The organism is Streptomyces bluensis, assembly GCF_014650715.1.
Taxonomy (GTDB): Bacteria; Actinomycetota; Actinomycetes; order Streptomycetales; family Streptomycetaceae; genus Streptomyces; species Streptomyces bluensis.
Window position 1 is genome coordinate 367,827 of sequence record NZ_BMVM01000001.1, and the last position, 13,982, is coordinate 381,808.

General features: G+C 71.3%; 14 protein-coding genes. 6 read left to right on the forward strand and 8 right to left on the reverse strand.

Annotation, left to right across the window (positions count from 1 at the left end; genetic code table 11):
- Positions 1-99: 99 nt before the first annotated feature.
- Together IE262_RS01760 and IE262_RS01765 are read right to left on the reverse strand one after the other, a co-directional pair.
- Complete coding sequence (locus IE262_RS01760) at positions 100-1,332, reverse strand: glycosyltransferase (RefSeq protein WP_189870718.1); 1,233 nt, start codon at positions 1,330-1,332, stop codon at positions 100-102.
- A 219-nt stretch (positions 1,333-1,551) separates the two neighbouring features.
- Positions 1,552-2,829, reverse strand: coding sequence for a cytochrome P450 family protein (locus IE262_RS01765; RefSeq protein ID WP_189870720.1), 1,278 nt, complete (start codon positions 2,827-2,829; stop codon positions 1,552-1,554).
- 180 nt (positions 2,830-3,009) lie between these two features.
- Here IE262_RS01765 and IE262_RS01770 point away from each other — a divergent pair, with 180 nt between their 5' ends.
- The 3 genes from IE262_RS01770 to IE262_RS01780 all read left to right on the forward strand — a co-directional run bounded on the left by IE262_RS01770 (position 3,010) and on the right by IE262_RS01780 (position 6,261).
- Positions 3,010-3,717 (forward strand): TetR/AcrR family transcriptional regulator, encoded by a 708-nt coding sequence (locus IE262_RS01770; RefSeq protein WP_189870722.1) that lies wholly within the window; start codon positions 3,010-3,012, stop codon positions 3,715-3,717.
- A 66-nt stretch (positions 3,718-3,783) separates the two neighbouring features.
- Complete coding sequence (locus tag IE262_RS01775; RefSeq protein WP_189870724.1) at positions 3,784-4,920, forward strand: PP2C family protein-serine/threonine phosphatase; 1,137 nt, start codon at positions 3,784-3,786, stop codon at positions 4,918-4,920.
- Between the two features lie 186 nt (positions 4,921-5,106).
- On the forward strand, positions 5,107-6,261 hold the full coding sequence (locus tag IE262_RS01780) for a glycoside hydrolase family 64 protein (protein ID WP_134039486.1): 1,155 nt from the start codon (positions 5,107-5,109) through the stop codon (positions 6,259-6,261).
- 76 nt (positions 6,262-6,337) lie between these two features.
- On the opposite strand, the gene IE262_RS01785 is transcribed toward IE262_RS01780, so the two are convergent.
- The 4 genes from IE262_RS01785 to IE262_RS01800 form a co-directional block, all read right to left on the reverse strand.
- Positions 6,338-7,147, reverse strand: a complete 810-nt coding sequence (locus tag IE262_RS01785) for an SAM-dependent methyltransferase (RefSeq protein WP_134039308.1) — start codon at positions 7,145-7,147, stop codon at positions 6,338-6,340.
- Between the two features lie 72 nt (positions 7,148-7,219).
- Positions 7,220-7,723 (reverse strand): hypothetical protein, encoded by a 504-nt coding sequence (locus tag IE262_RS01790; RefSeq protein WP_189870726.1) that lies wholly within the window; start codon positions 7,721-7,723, stop codon positions 7,220-7,222.
- A 224-nt stretch (positions 7,724-7,947) separates the two neighbouring features.
- The gene (locus tag IE262_RS01795; RefSeq protein ID WP_134039307.1) at positions 7,948-8,193 is read right to left on the reverse strand and encodes a DUF397 domain-containing protein; all 246 of its coding nucleotides are present in this window, start codon (positions 8,191-8,193) and stop codon (positions 7,948-7,950) included.
- A gap of 1 nt (position 8,194) precedes the next feature.
- Positions 8,195-9,016 carry a Sco1979 family transcriptional regulator gene (locus tag IE262_RS01800; protein ID WP_134039485.1) on the reverse strand — a complete coding sequence of 274 codons (822 nt, stop codon included), beginning with the start codon at positions 9,014-9,016 and terminating at the stop codon, positions 8,195-8,197.
- 303 nt (positions 9,017-9,319) lie between these two features.
- Between IE262_RS01800 and IE262_RS01805 the strand changes: the two genes are divergently transcribed.
- The 3 genes from IE262_RS01805 to IE262_RS01815 all read left to right on the forward strand — a co-directional run bounded on the left by IE262_RS01805 (position 9,320) and on the right by IE262_RS01815 (position 12,176).
- Positions 9,320-10,744 (forward strand): NsdA family TPR-like regulatory protein, encoded by a 1,425-nt coding sequence (locus IE262_RS01805; protein WP_189870728.1) that lies wholly within the window; start codon positions 9,320-9,322, stop codon positions 10,742-10,744.
- Positions 10,745-11,202: 458 nt separating this feature from the next.
- Positions 11,203-11,625: an ATP-binding protein gene (locus IE262_RS01810; protein ID WP_189870729.1), complete on the forward strand. Its 423-nt coding sequence runs from the start codon at positions 11,203-11,205 to the stop codon at positions 11,623-11,625.
- 14 nt (positions 11,626-11,639) lie between these two features.
- Positions 11,640-12,176 carry a DUF6624 domain-containing protein gene (locus IE262_RS01815; protein WP_134039304.1) on the forward strand — a complete coding sequence of 179 codons (537 nt, stop codon included), beginning with the start codon at positions 11,640-11,642 and terminating at the stop codon, positions 12,174-12,176.
- A gap of 28 nt (positions 12,177-12,204) precedes the next feature.
- Here the strand turns inward: IE262_RS01815 and IE262_RS01820 are convergent, their stop codons facing one another.
- Both IE262_RS01820 and IE262_RS01825 read right to left on the reverse strand, forming a co-directional pair.
- Positions 12,205-12,888, reverse strand: a complete 684-nt coding sequence (locus IE262_RS01820) for a formylglycine-generating enzyme family protein (protein WP_189870737.1) — start codon at positions 12,886-12,888, stop codon at positions 12,205-12,207.
- 41 nt (positions 12,889-12,929) lie between these two features.
- Positions 12,930-13,892, reverse strand: a complete 963-nt coding sequence (locus IE262_RS01825; RefSeq protein ID WP_134039484.1) for an aldo/keto reductase — start codon at positions 13,890-13,892, stop codon at positions 12,930-12,932.
- Between the last annotated feature and the right edge of the window lie 90 nt (positions 13,893-13,982).

Consider the following 13,982-nt stretch of genomic DNA (forward strand, 5'->3'; position numbering starts at 1 on the left):
CTGGCCGTTGTCGGTTCAGCTCGCCGGGGTGTACGGGTTCTCGTGTTCCGGGGTTTCCGGGGTTTCGGGTCGGGGCCTGGCTCGGCGGCCCCGCGTGGCTCACGCGGACACGGGCGGCCGTTCGCGGCTCATCTCGAACAGCAACTGCGCGGCCACCGTCGCCCCGTCGGCGCGGACCCACCCGGCCACGGCGGTCGCTCGTGCGCGGGTCTCGGGGGCCAGGGCTGTCCTGAGCGCGGCCGACAGGGACTCGAAGGACGGTGTCGGACCGTCGTGGGCCACACCGATGCCCAGGTCGGCCACCCGGCCGGCCCAGTACGGCTGGTCCGCCCCCTGCGGTACCACCACCTGAGACGCGCCGGCCCGGGTGGCCGTCGTCGTCGTGCCCGCGCCGCCGTGGTGCACGACGGTGGCCACCCGGCTGAACAGTGCCTGCTGGTTGACCTCGCCGACGACGAAGCAGTCGTCCCGGTCGTCGATCAGGGCCAGGTCGGCCCAGCCGCGGGCCACGACCGCGCGGCGGCCCTGCGCGCGGACCGCCTCGATGGCGACCCGGGCGACATCCGTCGACGTGTGCATGGGCATGCTGCCGAAGCCCACGTACACCGGTGGTGTACCGGCGTCCAGGAACGCCACCAACTCTGCCGGGAGCGGCGACACGTCGGGCAGGAGCCACGCGCCGGTCTGGACGACGTCGAGGTCCGGGGTCTCCTGCCACGGGTCCAGGACCGGGTCCGTCGCCAGCCACGGCCGGTCGCCGATGACGTGGTCGCGGACGTTGTCGACCGGTGGCAGGCCGTTGGCCGCCCGGTTCGTGTTGAGCGCCGCGCCGAACAGCGCGTTGATGTTCCGGGCGTCCAGGTCCCACAGCACCCGGTTGTCGGTCACCTCCGGCGGGAACGGCCGGCCCGGATACGCCAGTGGCGCGTGGTGCGGCGACGGCAGGGTGAGCTGCTGGAAGACCACGGACACGGAGGGGATGCCCAGTTTCTCGGCCACCGACAGGGCGCCGGCCGCGGCCGGCATCATGCCGGTCGCCACCAGCACATCGCATCCCTCGGCCGCTGCGGTGACCGCCTCGAACTGGCGGGCGATCAGATCGGCCGCGCGCTGGGGCATGGAGGACGGCGGCGGCGCCGCGGTCGCCAGCGCGCGTGCCGACGGGCCGACCGGCACCAGCGGCACGCCGACACCGGCCAACCGCTGCGCGAAGTCCTCGTCCGGCGGCGCGCACACCCGCACCTCCGCACCGAGTGCCCGCAACCGCTCGGCGAGTCCCGCCAGCGGTTCGACGTCCCCGCGCGACCCATACGTCGACAGCACCACACGCACTTCGCACCGCCCGTTTCCGTAAGTCGTGGCTTCGGCCGGTGATTCTGCGGCACGACCGGGGCCTTGCGGCAAGCCCCCCAGTGCGCTATAAGTTGAGAGTGGCAAGGAGAGGGTGTGTCTCCGGGCCCTATTTTTTTGCCCTGTTTTCGCCGTGCTTTGCCCTCTGTTTTGTTCTCTGTGGACGGGCAACCCTCTCGGCTTCTGCGCCGTCTTCCGCCGTCAGCCGAAGCGCACCGGTAGTGCGGTCAGGCCGCGGAGCAGCGTGCTGGTGCGCCAGGTCAGTGCCGTCGGGTCGGTGGCGAGCGTGAGGGTGGGGCGGTGGGACAGCAGCAGGCGCAGGGCCACGGCCGCTTCGACGCGGGCCAGGGGCGCACCGAGGCAGTGGTGCAGACCGTGCCCGAATCCGAGGTGCGCCGGCCCCTCGCGCCGTATGTCGAAACGGTCGGGCTCGGGAAAGTGCAGAGGGTCGCGGGAGGCAGCGGCGAGCGAGATCAGCACGGGTTCGCCGGCCGGTATGCGGGTGCCCGCGAGGTCCAGTGCTTCGGCCGCGAAACGGAACGCGGTCGCGTGGACGGGTGAGTTGTAGCGCAGCGACTCCTCGACCGTGGCCGCCGTGAGGCCCGGATCGGCACGGAGGAGGGCGAACTGGTCGGGGTGGGTCAGCAGGGCGTGGACGGTTGAGGAGATCAGATTGACCGTCGTCTCATGGCCGGCGACGAGGATGAGGAAGGCCATGCCGAGCAGTTCCTCGGCGGTGAGGTGTGCGGGAGCCGGGCGGGTGGTGCCGTCGTGGAGCGCGCCGTTGCGGGGCGCGCGGTCGCCGGCGTCGGCCGCGCTTTCTCCGGCAGCCGCGACGAGACCGCCGAGCAGGTCGGCGTCCGGTGCTTCCGGGTCATGTGCGACTGCGTCGCGCTTGGCCTCGATGAGGTCGGTGAGGTAGGCCGTCAGGGCTGCCGCGGCCGAGGCCGCCGCCTCGGGCGAGGTGGGCATGACGAGTTCGTTGGACCAGGTGTGGAAGCGGGTGCGATCGGGGGCGGCGACTCCCAGCACGTCGCAGATCACGGTGACCGGCAGCGGCAGCGCGTACCGGCTCATCAGGTCCACCGGCCCGCGTTCCGGAAGCGCGTCGAGCAGTTCACGGGCCACGGATTCGATTCGCGGGCGCAGCGCGGCGATCCGCCCGGCGGTGAAGTGCGCCGCGACGAGACGACGCAGTCGGGTGTGCTGCGGCGGGTCGGTCTGGAGCATGTTGCGCCCGATGGCGTGGCCGCCGTCGCTGCGCCAGGACGCGGAGTGCCGGATGTCGTTGCGCAGGCGCGGGTCGGTCAGTGCGGCGCGGGCCGCGTCACGCGTGACGACCAGCCAGCACTCACCGCTTCCGGGTACGAGGACGCGGTGGACGGGACCTTTGGCGCGCAGGGCGGCGTACACGGGGTACGGGTCCACGGCCAGGTCGAGGCCCTCGGGGGCCAGGTCCTGCAGGGTGGGCGCGGTCATGCTGCTTCCCTTCGGTTCCGGTCTCTGCGCCGGCGGGGTGCCGGAAGGCTGTGACGGCGGCGAGGGCTTCCCTCCGCGCAAACGGGGAGTACTCCCCGTTTCGCGTCCTGACGATAGCATCTCTTCCGGGGAGCACTCCCCGATGGCGGGGAGAGCTTCCCGGCAGGACGGAGGGCGAGGATGACGGTCGGCGCCGGCAGGGCCAACGCCGCAAGAACGCCGGGGCGGCGGCGCGACGCGCGACGCAACCGGGAGCTGCTGATCGAGGCGGCACACGAGGTGTTCTCCGAGCAGGGACTCGAAGCACCGCTGGACGTGATCGCCCGCCGGGCGGGGATCGGCAACGCCACCCTGTACCGGCACTTCCCCAGCCGCCCGGCCCTCGTCGACGCCGTGTTCCGCGACGTACTGACGGACACCATGACCGTCGGCGAGGAAGCACGGGCCGTCGAGGACGCCTGGGCGGGCCTGACCGGCTACCTGGAGGCCGTCTTCGCGGTCCTGGCCGCCGACCGCGGCACGAACGACCTGATGACCACGCATCTGGAGGGCGTCGACGCGCTGGAGTCCGTGCACGCCCACAACCGGGAGACGATCGAGCTGCTGCTGAGCCGTGGCCGCGACCAGGGGACCGTCCGCGCGGACGTCACCACGGAGGACGTCCTGTTCTCCCTCGCCGCGCTCGGCCGGGCCGTCCCGGCCCTCGCCTCGGCAGCCGCCCCGGACGCCTGGCGCCGCCCCCTCACCCTGCTCCTCGACGGTCTGCGCGCCTCACCGGCCGCGTCCCCTCTCCCCTCCCCCTCGCTCACCGCGCCGCAACTCGGCGATGTCCTGCGTGGTTTGGGCCCGCACCGCGCGCCTCGTGGGCCCGGGGCAGGTCCGGCCTGAGGACGGGGAACGCCCGTCGCGGACGTCCGGCGTGCGCGACCCCGGCCGACGTAGGAGCGTGGTGGTGTGGGACGGGTGACTACCGTGCGGCCGGGCCGGGACCAGGACCGGGACCGGCGGAGCTGGTTGCGCGGCGCCGCGCCGCCGCCGATATGGGTGCGGGTGCTGCCGGTCGCCCTGCTGGGGGTCGTGTGCGCGACCACGCTGGCGAGCAGCGAACCGCTCGACATCGGGTTTCTGCTCGGCGCCATCCCGCCCTTGGCCGTGCTGTCGTACGGGCCCGCGGCCACCGCGATCCTCGGCGGCCTGGTGATCGGCCTGTTTCACGTTCCCGCCCTGCAACTGAACCGCCCGGGCAACAGCGATCTGCTGACCCTGGTCTTCGTCGCCGTACTGAGCGTGTTCGTGGCCTTCGTGCGCAGTCACCGCGACGCCCAACTGGTCACCGTGCGCACGGTCGCCGAGGCCGCCCAGCGGGCCGTCGCGCCGCCGCTGCCGGAGCGGGTGGGGCCGGTGCGGTGTACGGGCCTGTACCGGGCGGCGCAGCGCGGGACACTCGTCGGCGGCGACTTCTTCGATGTGCGCGAGAGCCCGTACGGAGTCCGGGCGGTGATGGGTGACGTTCAGGGTCACGGCCTGTCGGCCGTCGCCACGGTCGCGTCACTGCTGGGGGCGTTCCGGGAGTCGGTCCTCGACCAGCGGGACCTGGAGTCGGTCGCGTCACGCCTGGATCGCAGGCTGGTGGTGGACTCCGCGGCCGTAGAGCACGCCGAACTGTTCGCGACGGGCATGCTGCTCGAATTCTCCGCCGACGCCCGCGCGGTACGGATCGTGGCCTGCGGTCACCCGCCCCCGCTGCTGATACGCGACGGACACGCCACCGAGCTGGCGGTCGCGTCGGGCATGCCGTTCGGGCTCGGCCTGGGAGACGCCTCCCCGGCGGAGGAGCTCTCGGTGGAACTACGGCCCGGTGACCGTCTGTTCCTGGCCTCCGACGGCGTGCTGGAGGCCAGGGACGAGAGCGGCGCCTTCTATCCCCTGGCCGACCGGATCACCGCCCTCGACGATGGCGACCCGGCGACGCTGACCGAGCACGTCTGGGCCGATCTGGTCCGCTACTGCGGCGTCATCCGGGACGACGCGACGATGCTCGTTCTCGCACCGGACGGCGCCGACCGCGTGGATCGCACGGATCGCCACTGAGCACAACATCGCGGCGGTCACCGGTGATGATGTCGAGACCGTTGACATGTACGCACCTCGACGACAGTCTGAGAGCGCTCTCAACAGGTACGGACCAACCCCCCACTACGGCTCTCGTACAGGAGGCGGAGCGTGCTGACAGGACGACTCAAGCACCGAACCCTGGCCATCACCGCCGCGATCGGCATGGCCCTCACACTGACGATCGGCATGCCCGAGACGGCGCCGCCCGCGCATGCTGCCGTCCCCGACACCATCCCCCTGAAGATCACCAACAATTCGGGCCGGAGCGAACCGGTCTACGTCTACAACCTCGGCACCCAGCTCTCGACCGGCAAGCAGGGCTGGGCCGACGCGAACGGGGTGTTCCACGCGTGGCCGGCCGGCGGCAACCCGCCCACGCCGGCGCCGGACGCCTCCATCACCGGTCCGGCCGCGGGGCAGTCGGCGACGATCCAGGTGCCCAAGTTCTCGGGGCGGATCTATTTCTCGTACGGGCGGAAACTCGACTTCAGGCTGACGACCGGCGGACTCGTGCAGCCGGCCGTGCAGAACCCGAGCGACCCGAACCGCGACATCCTCTTCAACTGGTCCGAGTACACCCTCAACGACTCGGGGCTCTGGCTCAACAGCACCCAGGTCGACATGGTCTCCGCGCCCTACGCGGTCGGCGTGCAGCGTGCCGACGGCAGCACGGCCACCACGGGCCACCTCAAGCCGGGCGGCTACAACGCCTTCTTCAACGCGCTGCGCAGCCAGCAGGGCGGCTGGGCCAACCTGATCCAGACCCGCTCCGACGGCACCGTGCTGCGTGCGCTCGCACCGCTCTACGGACTGGAGACCGGCGCCCTGCCGAGGTCCGTGATGGACGACTACATCAACCGTGTCTGGCAGAAGTACGCCACGACGACACTGACGGTCACACCCTTCACCGACCAGCCCGGCACGAAGTACTACGGCCGGGTGTCGGGCGACGTCATGAACTTCACCAACGGCGCCGGAGCCGTCGTCACCAGCTTCCAGAAGCCCGACGCGGACAGCGTCTTCGGCTGCCACAAGCGCCTCGACGCCCCGAACGACGCGGTGCGCGGCCCGATCTCCCGCACCCTGTGCGCGGGCTTCAACCGGTCCACCCTCCTCACCAACCCCAACCAGCCCGACGCCACCTCGGCCGACTTCTACAAGGACGGGGTGACCAACCACTACGCCCGCGCGATCCACGCGCAGATGGCCGACGGCAAGGCGTACGCCTTCGCCTTCGACGACGTCGGCAACCACGAGTCGCTCGTGCACGACGGCAGTCCGCGGGAGGCGTACCTCACGCTCGACCCGCTGAGCTGAGTACCCTCACGGGGCGCCGAGCCCCGGCGAGTCTGTTCGCCGGGGCGGTGCGCTGTGGACCTTCCTCGCGGATGGTTCAGGGCTTGTAGGCCACTCCCCCGTACACGTCCGTCGGCGCCGGGCTCGTGCCGGGCTCCGGGCGCCACAGTGGGCAGGAGACGATGCCGGGGTCGAGGAGTTCCAGGCCCTCGTAGTACGCGGCGAGCTGTGCCGGGCTGCGCAGGACGTACGGGACGGCGCCGGTGTCGTCGTAGCCGTCCTGGGCACGCTTCAGTTCCTCGTCGGTGTCCGTGCTGTCGTAGTGCACGAAGTAGCTGCCCGAGGGGAGCGCCGCCTGGAGGCGGCTGACGATCGACTTGGCCTTCTCGTAGTCCTGGATGTGACCGAGGATGCCCATGAGCATCAGGGCGACGGGCTTGCCGAAGTCCAGGATCCTGCCCGCCGATTCGAGGATGGACTCCGGGTCGCGCAGGTCGGCGTCGACGTAGTCGGTGACGCCCTCGGGGGTGCTGGTGAGCAGGGCCTGGGCATGGCGCAGGACGAGGGGGTCGTTGTCGACGTACACGATGCGGGACTCGGGAGCGACCTTCTGGGCGACCTCATGGGTGTTGTCGTACGTGGGCAGTCCCGTGCCGATGTCGAGGAACTGGCGGATGCCCCGCTCCCGGGCCACGAAGGTGACCGTGCGGATCAGATAGGTGCGCGAGGCCTTGGCCATCGTTTCGATGTTGGGGGCGATCTCGCGGTAGGCGTCACCCGCCACGCGGTCGACCTCGTAGTTGTCCTTGCCGCCCATCCAGTAGTTCCAGATGCGGGCCGAGTGCGGCACCGTGGTGTCGATCTTCGACAGGGCTTCCTGGTCGGGGGTGGGACGGCCGTCTGTCATGGGGGATCTCCTGCCTCGCATCGCGGTTGTCGCCAACTTACCGTCAACTGCCGTGCGTCTCACCGAGGTTGGTCATCCTGGGCGGGACGGACGCGGTCGGGGTGCGCCCACCGGGCCGGTGGTGCCGCTTGCGACGTCCAGCGTCACCACCGGCACGTGCTGGGCGAGGGCCAGGAACACGCGGGCGTACGCCGCCCTCGCCTCGGCCGCTTCCGCGCCGTGCCGCTGCTCGCACCCGGCGGGCGGTGACGCCGTGAGGTGGAGCATCGCTCCGTCTCGCTCGGCCACGGCCTCGGCGAAGTCGAGCGCCTGGATCCAGGTCACCCGGGAACGTCCCCGGCGCAACGGTCCGTAGACGAGTTCCCTGATGATGCTGCCGTCGACGACGAGCCGGCCAGGAGCGGAGAGGAGTTCACGGTAGGGCAGGGCCGGATCGAGATGGTGCAGGGTCGCCGGCATGCGGCGGACCAGGAAGCCGAGGCGGGCGAGTTCGGCGACGAGGTCGTCCCTGCGGGTGCCTTCCTGGCCCTCGACGACCACGGTCCGGTACCGGGTGAGGAGGGACGCCAGGGTCATCCCCGCCCCTCGGGAACGCCGGAGGTACGAACGCGCCCGCCGGGCGGCACTGCTCGTCCCCGGTCGCGGGGCGACGTCCGCATGCCACTCCTTCGAGTGATGTGGGGTGGGGGCAACTCTCCCAGTGTGGGAGGCACTTCCGCACCAGGGGAGTGTGTGAGCCGGTTGTCCGGTTGTGCGGGCGTAGTGGCTTCAAGGGCCGTCGACGCCCGCACCGGGCCGGGTCAGGCGATCAGGAAGTCCGCCTGACCCGCCTTCGCTCCTTCCAGGAAGGAGACCATCTCGTCCCGGGAGTAGACCAGGGCGGGGCCGGTCGGGTCCGTGGACTGCCGGAAGGCGACGCTGCCGTCGGGCAGTCGCTTGGCCTCGACGCAGGAGCCGCCGTTGGTGCCGCTCCAGGGCTTGTGCCAGCCCTCCGTGCCGAGGTCGCGGGCGGGCATGCCGTTGTAGATGGGGCCGTCGGTTGCCATGTCACAGCTCCTTACGCAGTGCTGCCAGGATGTCCCTGGTACGGGAGACCGGTTCCGCCTGCACGGACATCCGGTCCAGTACTTCCAGGTAGGTGACGACATCGGCGGGCTGGTCGACGTACTGGGAGCCCGCGAGGCTTTCGGTGTAGACGATGTCCGGGAGTTCGGAGAAACCGAACCGGAAGTAGTGGAAGGGGCCGAAGGCTCCCGGGTGGGGTCCTGCGGCGAAGCGCATGATCTGGATCCTGACCCTCGGGCTCGCCAGTATCTCGGTCAGGCGGTCGATCTGGGCCCGCATCACCTCGGGGCCACCGACGGGCCGGCGCAGCACCGTCTCGTCGAGGATGGCCCAGATGGCGGGTGCCTCCGGTTTGGCCAGCAGGTCCTGGCGCCGCAGGCGCAGCGAGACCCGGCGCGCTATGTCCTCCTCGGTCGCGTTGGGGAAGCCGACGCGCATGAGCGCGGCGGCGTAGTCCGGGGTCTGCAACAGGCCGGGGACGTACTGGGGTTCGTAGAGCCGGATGACCGCGGCTTCGCTCTCCAGGCTGACGTAGGCACTGAACCATTCCGGCAGTACGTCGCGGTACTTGTACCACCAGCCGGGCTGGTTGGCCTCGCGGGCGAGGGAGACGAAGTCCTCTGTCTCCGTGGCGGAGACCCCGTAGGTGCGTAGCAACTCCTTCACGTAGGGGATGCGGAGTCCGACCTCGGCCTTCTCCATGCGTCGGACCGTCAGGGCGGTGACCTCGATGACCCGTGCCGCCTCCTCGAAGGACACTCCGGCCTGTTCACGCAGCTGTCTGAGCCGCTTGCCGAGCACCATGCGCAGGACGGTGGGGGCCGCCGGGGCGCCGCCTCCTGAGCGGGTCTCACTCACGTGCTGCCTCCCGGGACGGGATTCACAGCGTGCAGTGTGCCATGCCATCCGCTGACGCCGACAGGTCCGTGCAGTTCATTCTGAAATTATCAGAACGCCGGTTGCGAGCTGAGTCTGTAGGCCACCATAGTCATCGAGTGACCTGGCGCACACGCACCACAGCGTCACTCGAACTCGTCCGGCCTGCCCGGGAGTTGGCGCCTGAGGCGGGTACGGGTCAAGCCGCTGGCCGACATGGAGCGAGACTGGATGGCCGCCGTGACGAACGGACAACCGAGAAACGCGAGGAAGGGTGCCAAGGACTCTGGTGGGCCCAACAGGGCGTTGGCGACCGCGCTCAAGGAGGCCGGGTGTTCTTACGCCTCGCTCGCGCTCCGGGTCAACGAACTGGGTCGCTGCCAGGGCGCGGACACCAACTACGACAAGGCGTCCGTCACACGCTGGCTCCAGGGCCAGCAGCCCCGCGGCAACACCCCTGAGGTCATCGCGGCGGTCCTCGGCGAGCGGCTGGGCCGCCCGCTGACACCCGCGGACCTCGGTTTCCCGCCCGACGGCGGGCGCCCGGTCGTGGGGCGGGCGCTGGTGTACGGAGACAACATGGCGGAGACACTGCACACCCTGGTCGAACTCGGTTCCACCGACATCTCCCGGCGCACCCTCCTCGGTGCGGTGCCCTTCGTGCCGGGCGCCCTGCTGAGCCCGCAACGGTCCTGGCTGCTCTGGCTGGTGGAGAGCGGGGAGACCGACTCCCGGCTCGCGCCCGTGTCCGACGGCGGGCCGGTGGAGCAGGTCCGCGCGATGATCGCCCTGTTCGACGAGATGGACAACCACTACGGCGGCGGCGGGGTGCGCACGAGCATCGTGCAGTACCTGTCGGCCGAGGTCGTCCCCATGCTGCAGCAGCGCGGCACGACCGAGCGGCAGCGGCGGCAGCTGTTCGCCGCGGGGGCCCGGCTCGCGGCGATGGCGGGCTGGAGTTCGTACGACGCCGGGGAGTACGGCCTGGCCCAGCGCTATATGACGCAGGCGCTGCGGCTGTGCGCGGAGGGCTGCGACCGTGTACTGGGCGGGCAGATCCTGGCGGGCCTGTCCCACCTGGCGACCGGTCTGGGCCGGCCCGACGAGGGGGTGGCGCTGGCCAGGGCCGGTATCGCCACCGCGCGCGACGCCGGCAGCCCGCTCGGGCTGATGCGCCTGTACGCCATGTCCGCGCGCGGCCACGCGGCGCTCGGCCGGCCGCGCGAGACCTCCGAGGCGCTGCGCGCCGCCGAGAAGCAGCTCGACGTGAGCCGCGGGGCCGCGCAGGAGTCGCCGTGGGTCCGTTTCCTCGACCACCACTACCTGCAGGCCGAGTCCGCCCTGTGCTTCCGCGATCTGGGCCTCGCCGCGCAGGCCGAGCAGACCGCGAGCGAGTCCGTGCGCGCGCACGCCGACCGGCGGCGGCGCCAGGCCATCAGCCGGTCGGTGCTGGCGACGGCGCACCTCCAGCAGAACCGTTTGGACGAGGCCATCGCCACGGCCACCGAAGCGCTGGACGCGCTGAGCGGTGTCCACAGCGAACGGTCGATCCAGGCCCTGCGCGACTTCCGCGGGCGGCTGGCGTCCCGCCACGAGGAGCCGCTCGTGCGGGAGTTCGAGCTGAAGTCGCGGCCGGTGTTGGGGGTGGCGGCCTGAACACCACGCGCGAGGGGCTGTCAGCAACCGTCCGGCCAGTCGGACAGCGGGGGGCGGAGGGCGCCGTGCGGGCGCAGGTTCCGACCCGCTTGTTCCGCGCCGCGGGCCACCCGGCGCCGCCGTGCCGTTCCCGGGCGGCCACGCCTTCGTTCACGGTCACCAAGGCGGCGAACATACAGGTCACACCACTACGTGCCCGCAGCCGCACAACCCCCTCACCCCCTCGACCCCGCCGTGTCCGGTGCTGTTGTCTTCGACAACAGCCACCGGCGGCCGCCGCCCGGGCGCGCCGTAGACGTAAGGAGGCACACGATGACGGCAGCCTGTGTCGGCGTACGTCGCCGCCGGTTCCCTGCCACACCAGCACACGGCACCCGGTGGCGCTCGTGCGTCGCGTATGCCGCCGCCCCGGCACAGGGGGGCGGACCGGGGTCGTCCACCGACGGGGTGACGCTCCCTTGATCTCGCTCAGCAGGGCGCCGCGCCTGTTCCAGGTGGCCGTGGCCGCGGACCCCTCGTACGCCGGCGGAGTACGGCGCATGGTCGCCGCCCACCTCCGACTGTGGCGGCTCCCCCACCTCATCGACGATGTCGTGCTGGCGACTGACGAACTGTTCGCCAACGCGGTGCGGCACGCGAGCACCGGCCCCTCCGACCCCATCGCCCTGTCGCTGGAGTACTCCGGCGACGAGGTACGTGTCACCCTCGCCGACTCCTCGCCCGTGCCGCCCCGTCCGCGCACGCCGGACGCGGGCGCCGAGACGGGTCGCGGACTGTCGATCGTCGATGCACTGGCCGACGACTGGGGCACCGACCCGCCCGCGCCCGGCGCCATCGGCAAGAAGGTGTGGTTCTCGATCGCCGTCCGGGGGACGCCATGAGGGGCGCACCGTCCATGCGACACGAACAGTCGGCCTCCGTACGGGAGCACGCACTCGCCGCCGAACTGGTCCGCAGGGTCGAGGAGGAGCACCGGCTGGCCCGCGAGGCGCGCTCGGTGTCCGCCGCGCTCGGCCGTCATCGCATCACCCGGTGCCGCGAGGACAACGCGGAGGCCCTCAGGGCGATGGTCGCCCGCCACGGCTGGCCCACCTCCGAGATGGTCGGCGAACCCGCGTCGACGGCCGCGCTGATGATCCTGCTGCACGCGTCGGACCTGGGCTTCCAGCTCGCCTGCCGCGACAGGATCGCGGAGGCCGTCGCGGACGGCACCTGCCCGGCCGTGCACCACGCCTACATCGCCGACCACTGCGCCGTCGAACTCGGCCAACCGCAGTTCTACGGCACGCGCATCAACGCCCGCACGCTCCACCCGTACCCGATCCGGCACCCGGGGACCGTCGACGAGCGCCGCCGCGATGTGGGACTCGGTCCGCTGGGAGACCATCTGCGGGCGCTGCGGGGCGGTCTGGGGGCCACGGGGGAACTTTGACGGGCACGAGCGGGCGAGTTCGGCTCCCTCACTGCGTGCCGTCGTGCGGGAGCGAACGTGCGACACGGAAGCCGGTGTCGTCGATCCGCAGGGTCGGGTGGCTGCGGCGGCGTACGGAGGCGCGGCAGCTCCAGTGCTCGTCGAACCAGCCGCCGCCCCGGAGCACCCGGTAGGAGCCGTAGACCTCCGCGTCGTAGACGTCCCAGCACCACTCCCAGACATTGCCCAGCATGTCGTACAGGCCCCACGGGTTGGGACGTCTGCCGCCGACGCCGTGGAGGCGCTCGTCCGAGTTGCCCCGGTGCCAGGCGATCTCGTCGAGGGCGCCGTAGCGCGGGCCGGTGGTACCGGCCCGGCAGGCGTGCTCCCACTCCGCCTCGGTCGGCAGCCGGTACCCGTCGGCGCCCCTGTCCCACTCGGCGCCCTCCTCATCGAGGAGGCGGTACGCGGGCGTCAAACCCTCGCTCAGGGAGAGGGAGTTGCAGTAACGGACCGCGTCCCACCACGACACGGTCTCGACGGGCAGCCGGTCGCCTTCCGCGGTGCTCGGCCGCTCGCCGGTGACCTGTGCGTACCGCTCCTGGGTGACCGGGAACGCGCAGAGTTCGTAGGGTGCCACGTCCACCGCCCAACTCCGCTGCGTCCGGCGGTCCGACAGTGTCACTCGTCCCGGCGGGACAGCGACCATCGCGTTGTCCGTACGCGTGTTCATCGACGTGATCTTACGGGGTGTGGCCTGGCGGCGGGTCCGCCTCAGTGGCCGCTGATCGCCCGCGGTGTGTAGGGCCGTTCGAGGTTTTCGGTCTCCTCGTCGGTGAGGTCGATGTCGAGGGCGGCGACCGCGTCCTCAAGGTGCCGGGGCCCGGTGGCGCCCACGATGGGGGCCGTGCTCCGGCGCAGCAGCCAGGCGAGGGCGATCTGCGCACGGGGGACGCCGCGTTCGGTGGCGATGCGGCCGACGGCCTCGACGATGTCACGGTCGCCCTCCTGGTAGAGGGTGCTGCCGAACTGGTCCGTGCGGCTGCGTTCCGTGGTGGTGTCCCACTCGCGGGCGAGGCGGCCCCGGGCGAGCGGGCTCCACGGCAGGACGGCGACGCCCTGGTCCTCGCACAGCGGCAGCATCTCGCGTTCCTCCTCCCGGTAGAGGAGGTTGTAGTGGTTCTGCATGGACACGAACCGCGTCCAGCCGTTCAGCCGCGCGGTGTACTGGGCCTTGGAGAACTGCCAGGCGTACATGGAACTCGCCCCGATGTAGCGGGCCTTGCCCGCCTTGACGACATCATGCAGAGCCTCCATGGTCTCCTCGACGGGAGTGTCGGGGTCGAAGCGGTGGATCTGGTACAGGTCCACGTAGTCGGTGCCCAGGCGGCGCAGGCTGCTGTCGATCTCCGTCATGATCGCCTTGCGGGACAGGCCGTGCGCGTTGGGGCCCTCGTGCATGGCGCCGTACACCTTGGTGGCGAGGACGATCTCCTCGCGCCGTGCGTACTCGGCGAGCGCCCGGCCGACGATCTCCTCGCTGGTGCCGTCGGAGTAGACGTTGGCGGTGTCGAAGAAGTTGATCCCGGCCTCCAGCGCCTGCCGGATCAGCGGGCGTGACGCCTCCTCGTCGAGCGTCCATTCATGAGAACCACGGTCGGACCTCCCGAAACTCATGCAGCCCACACAGATCCGTGACACGTCCAGACCCGTCGAACCGAGCTTCACGTACCGCATCGTCGCCACTCCTGTCATCGGGGGTGCTCTGCTCCTGAGGAGCAGCGTACGAAGTGCTCGGGGCGGCGCGCCGGAGAGGGCCGTGCGGGG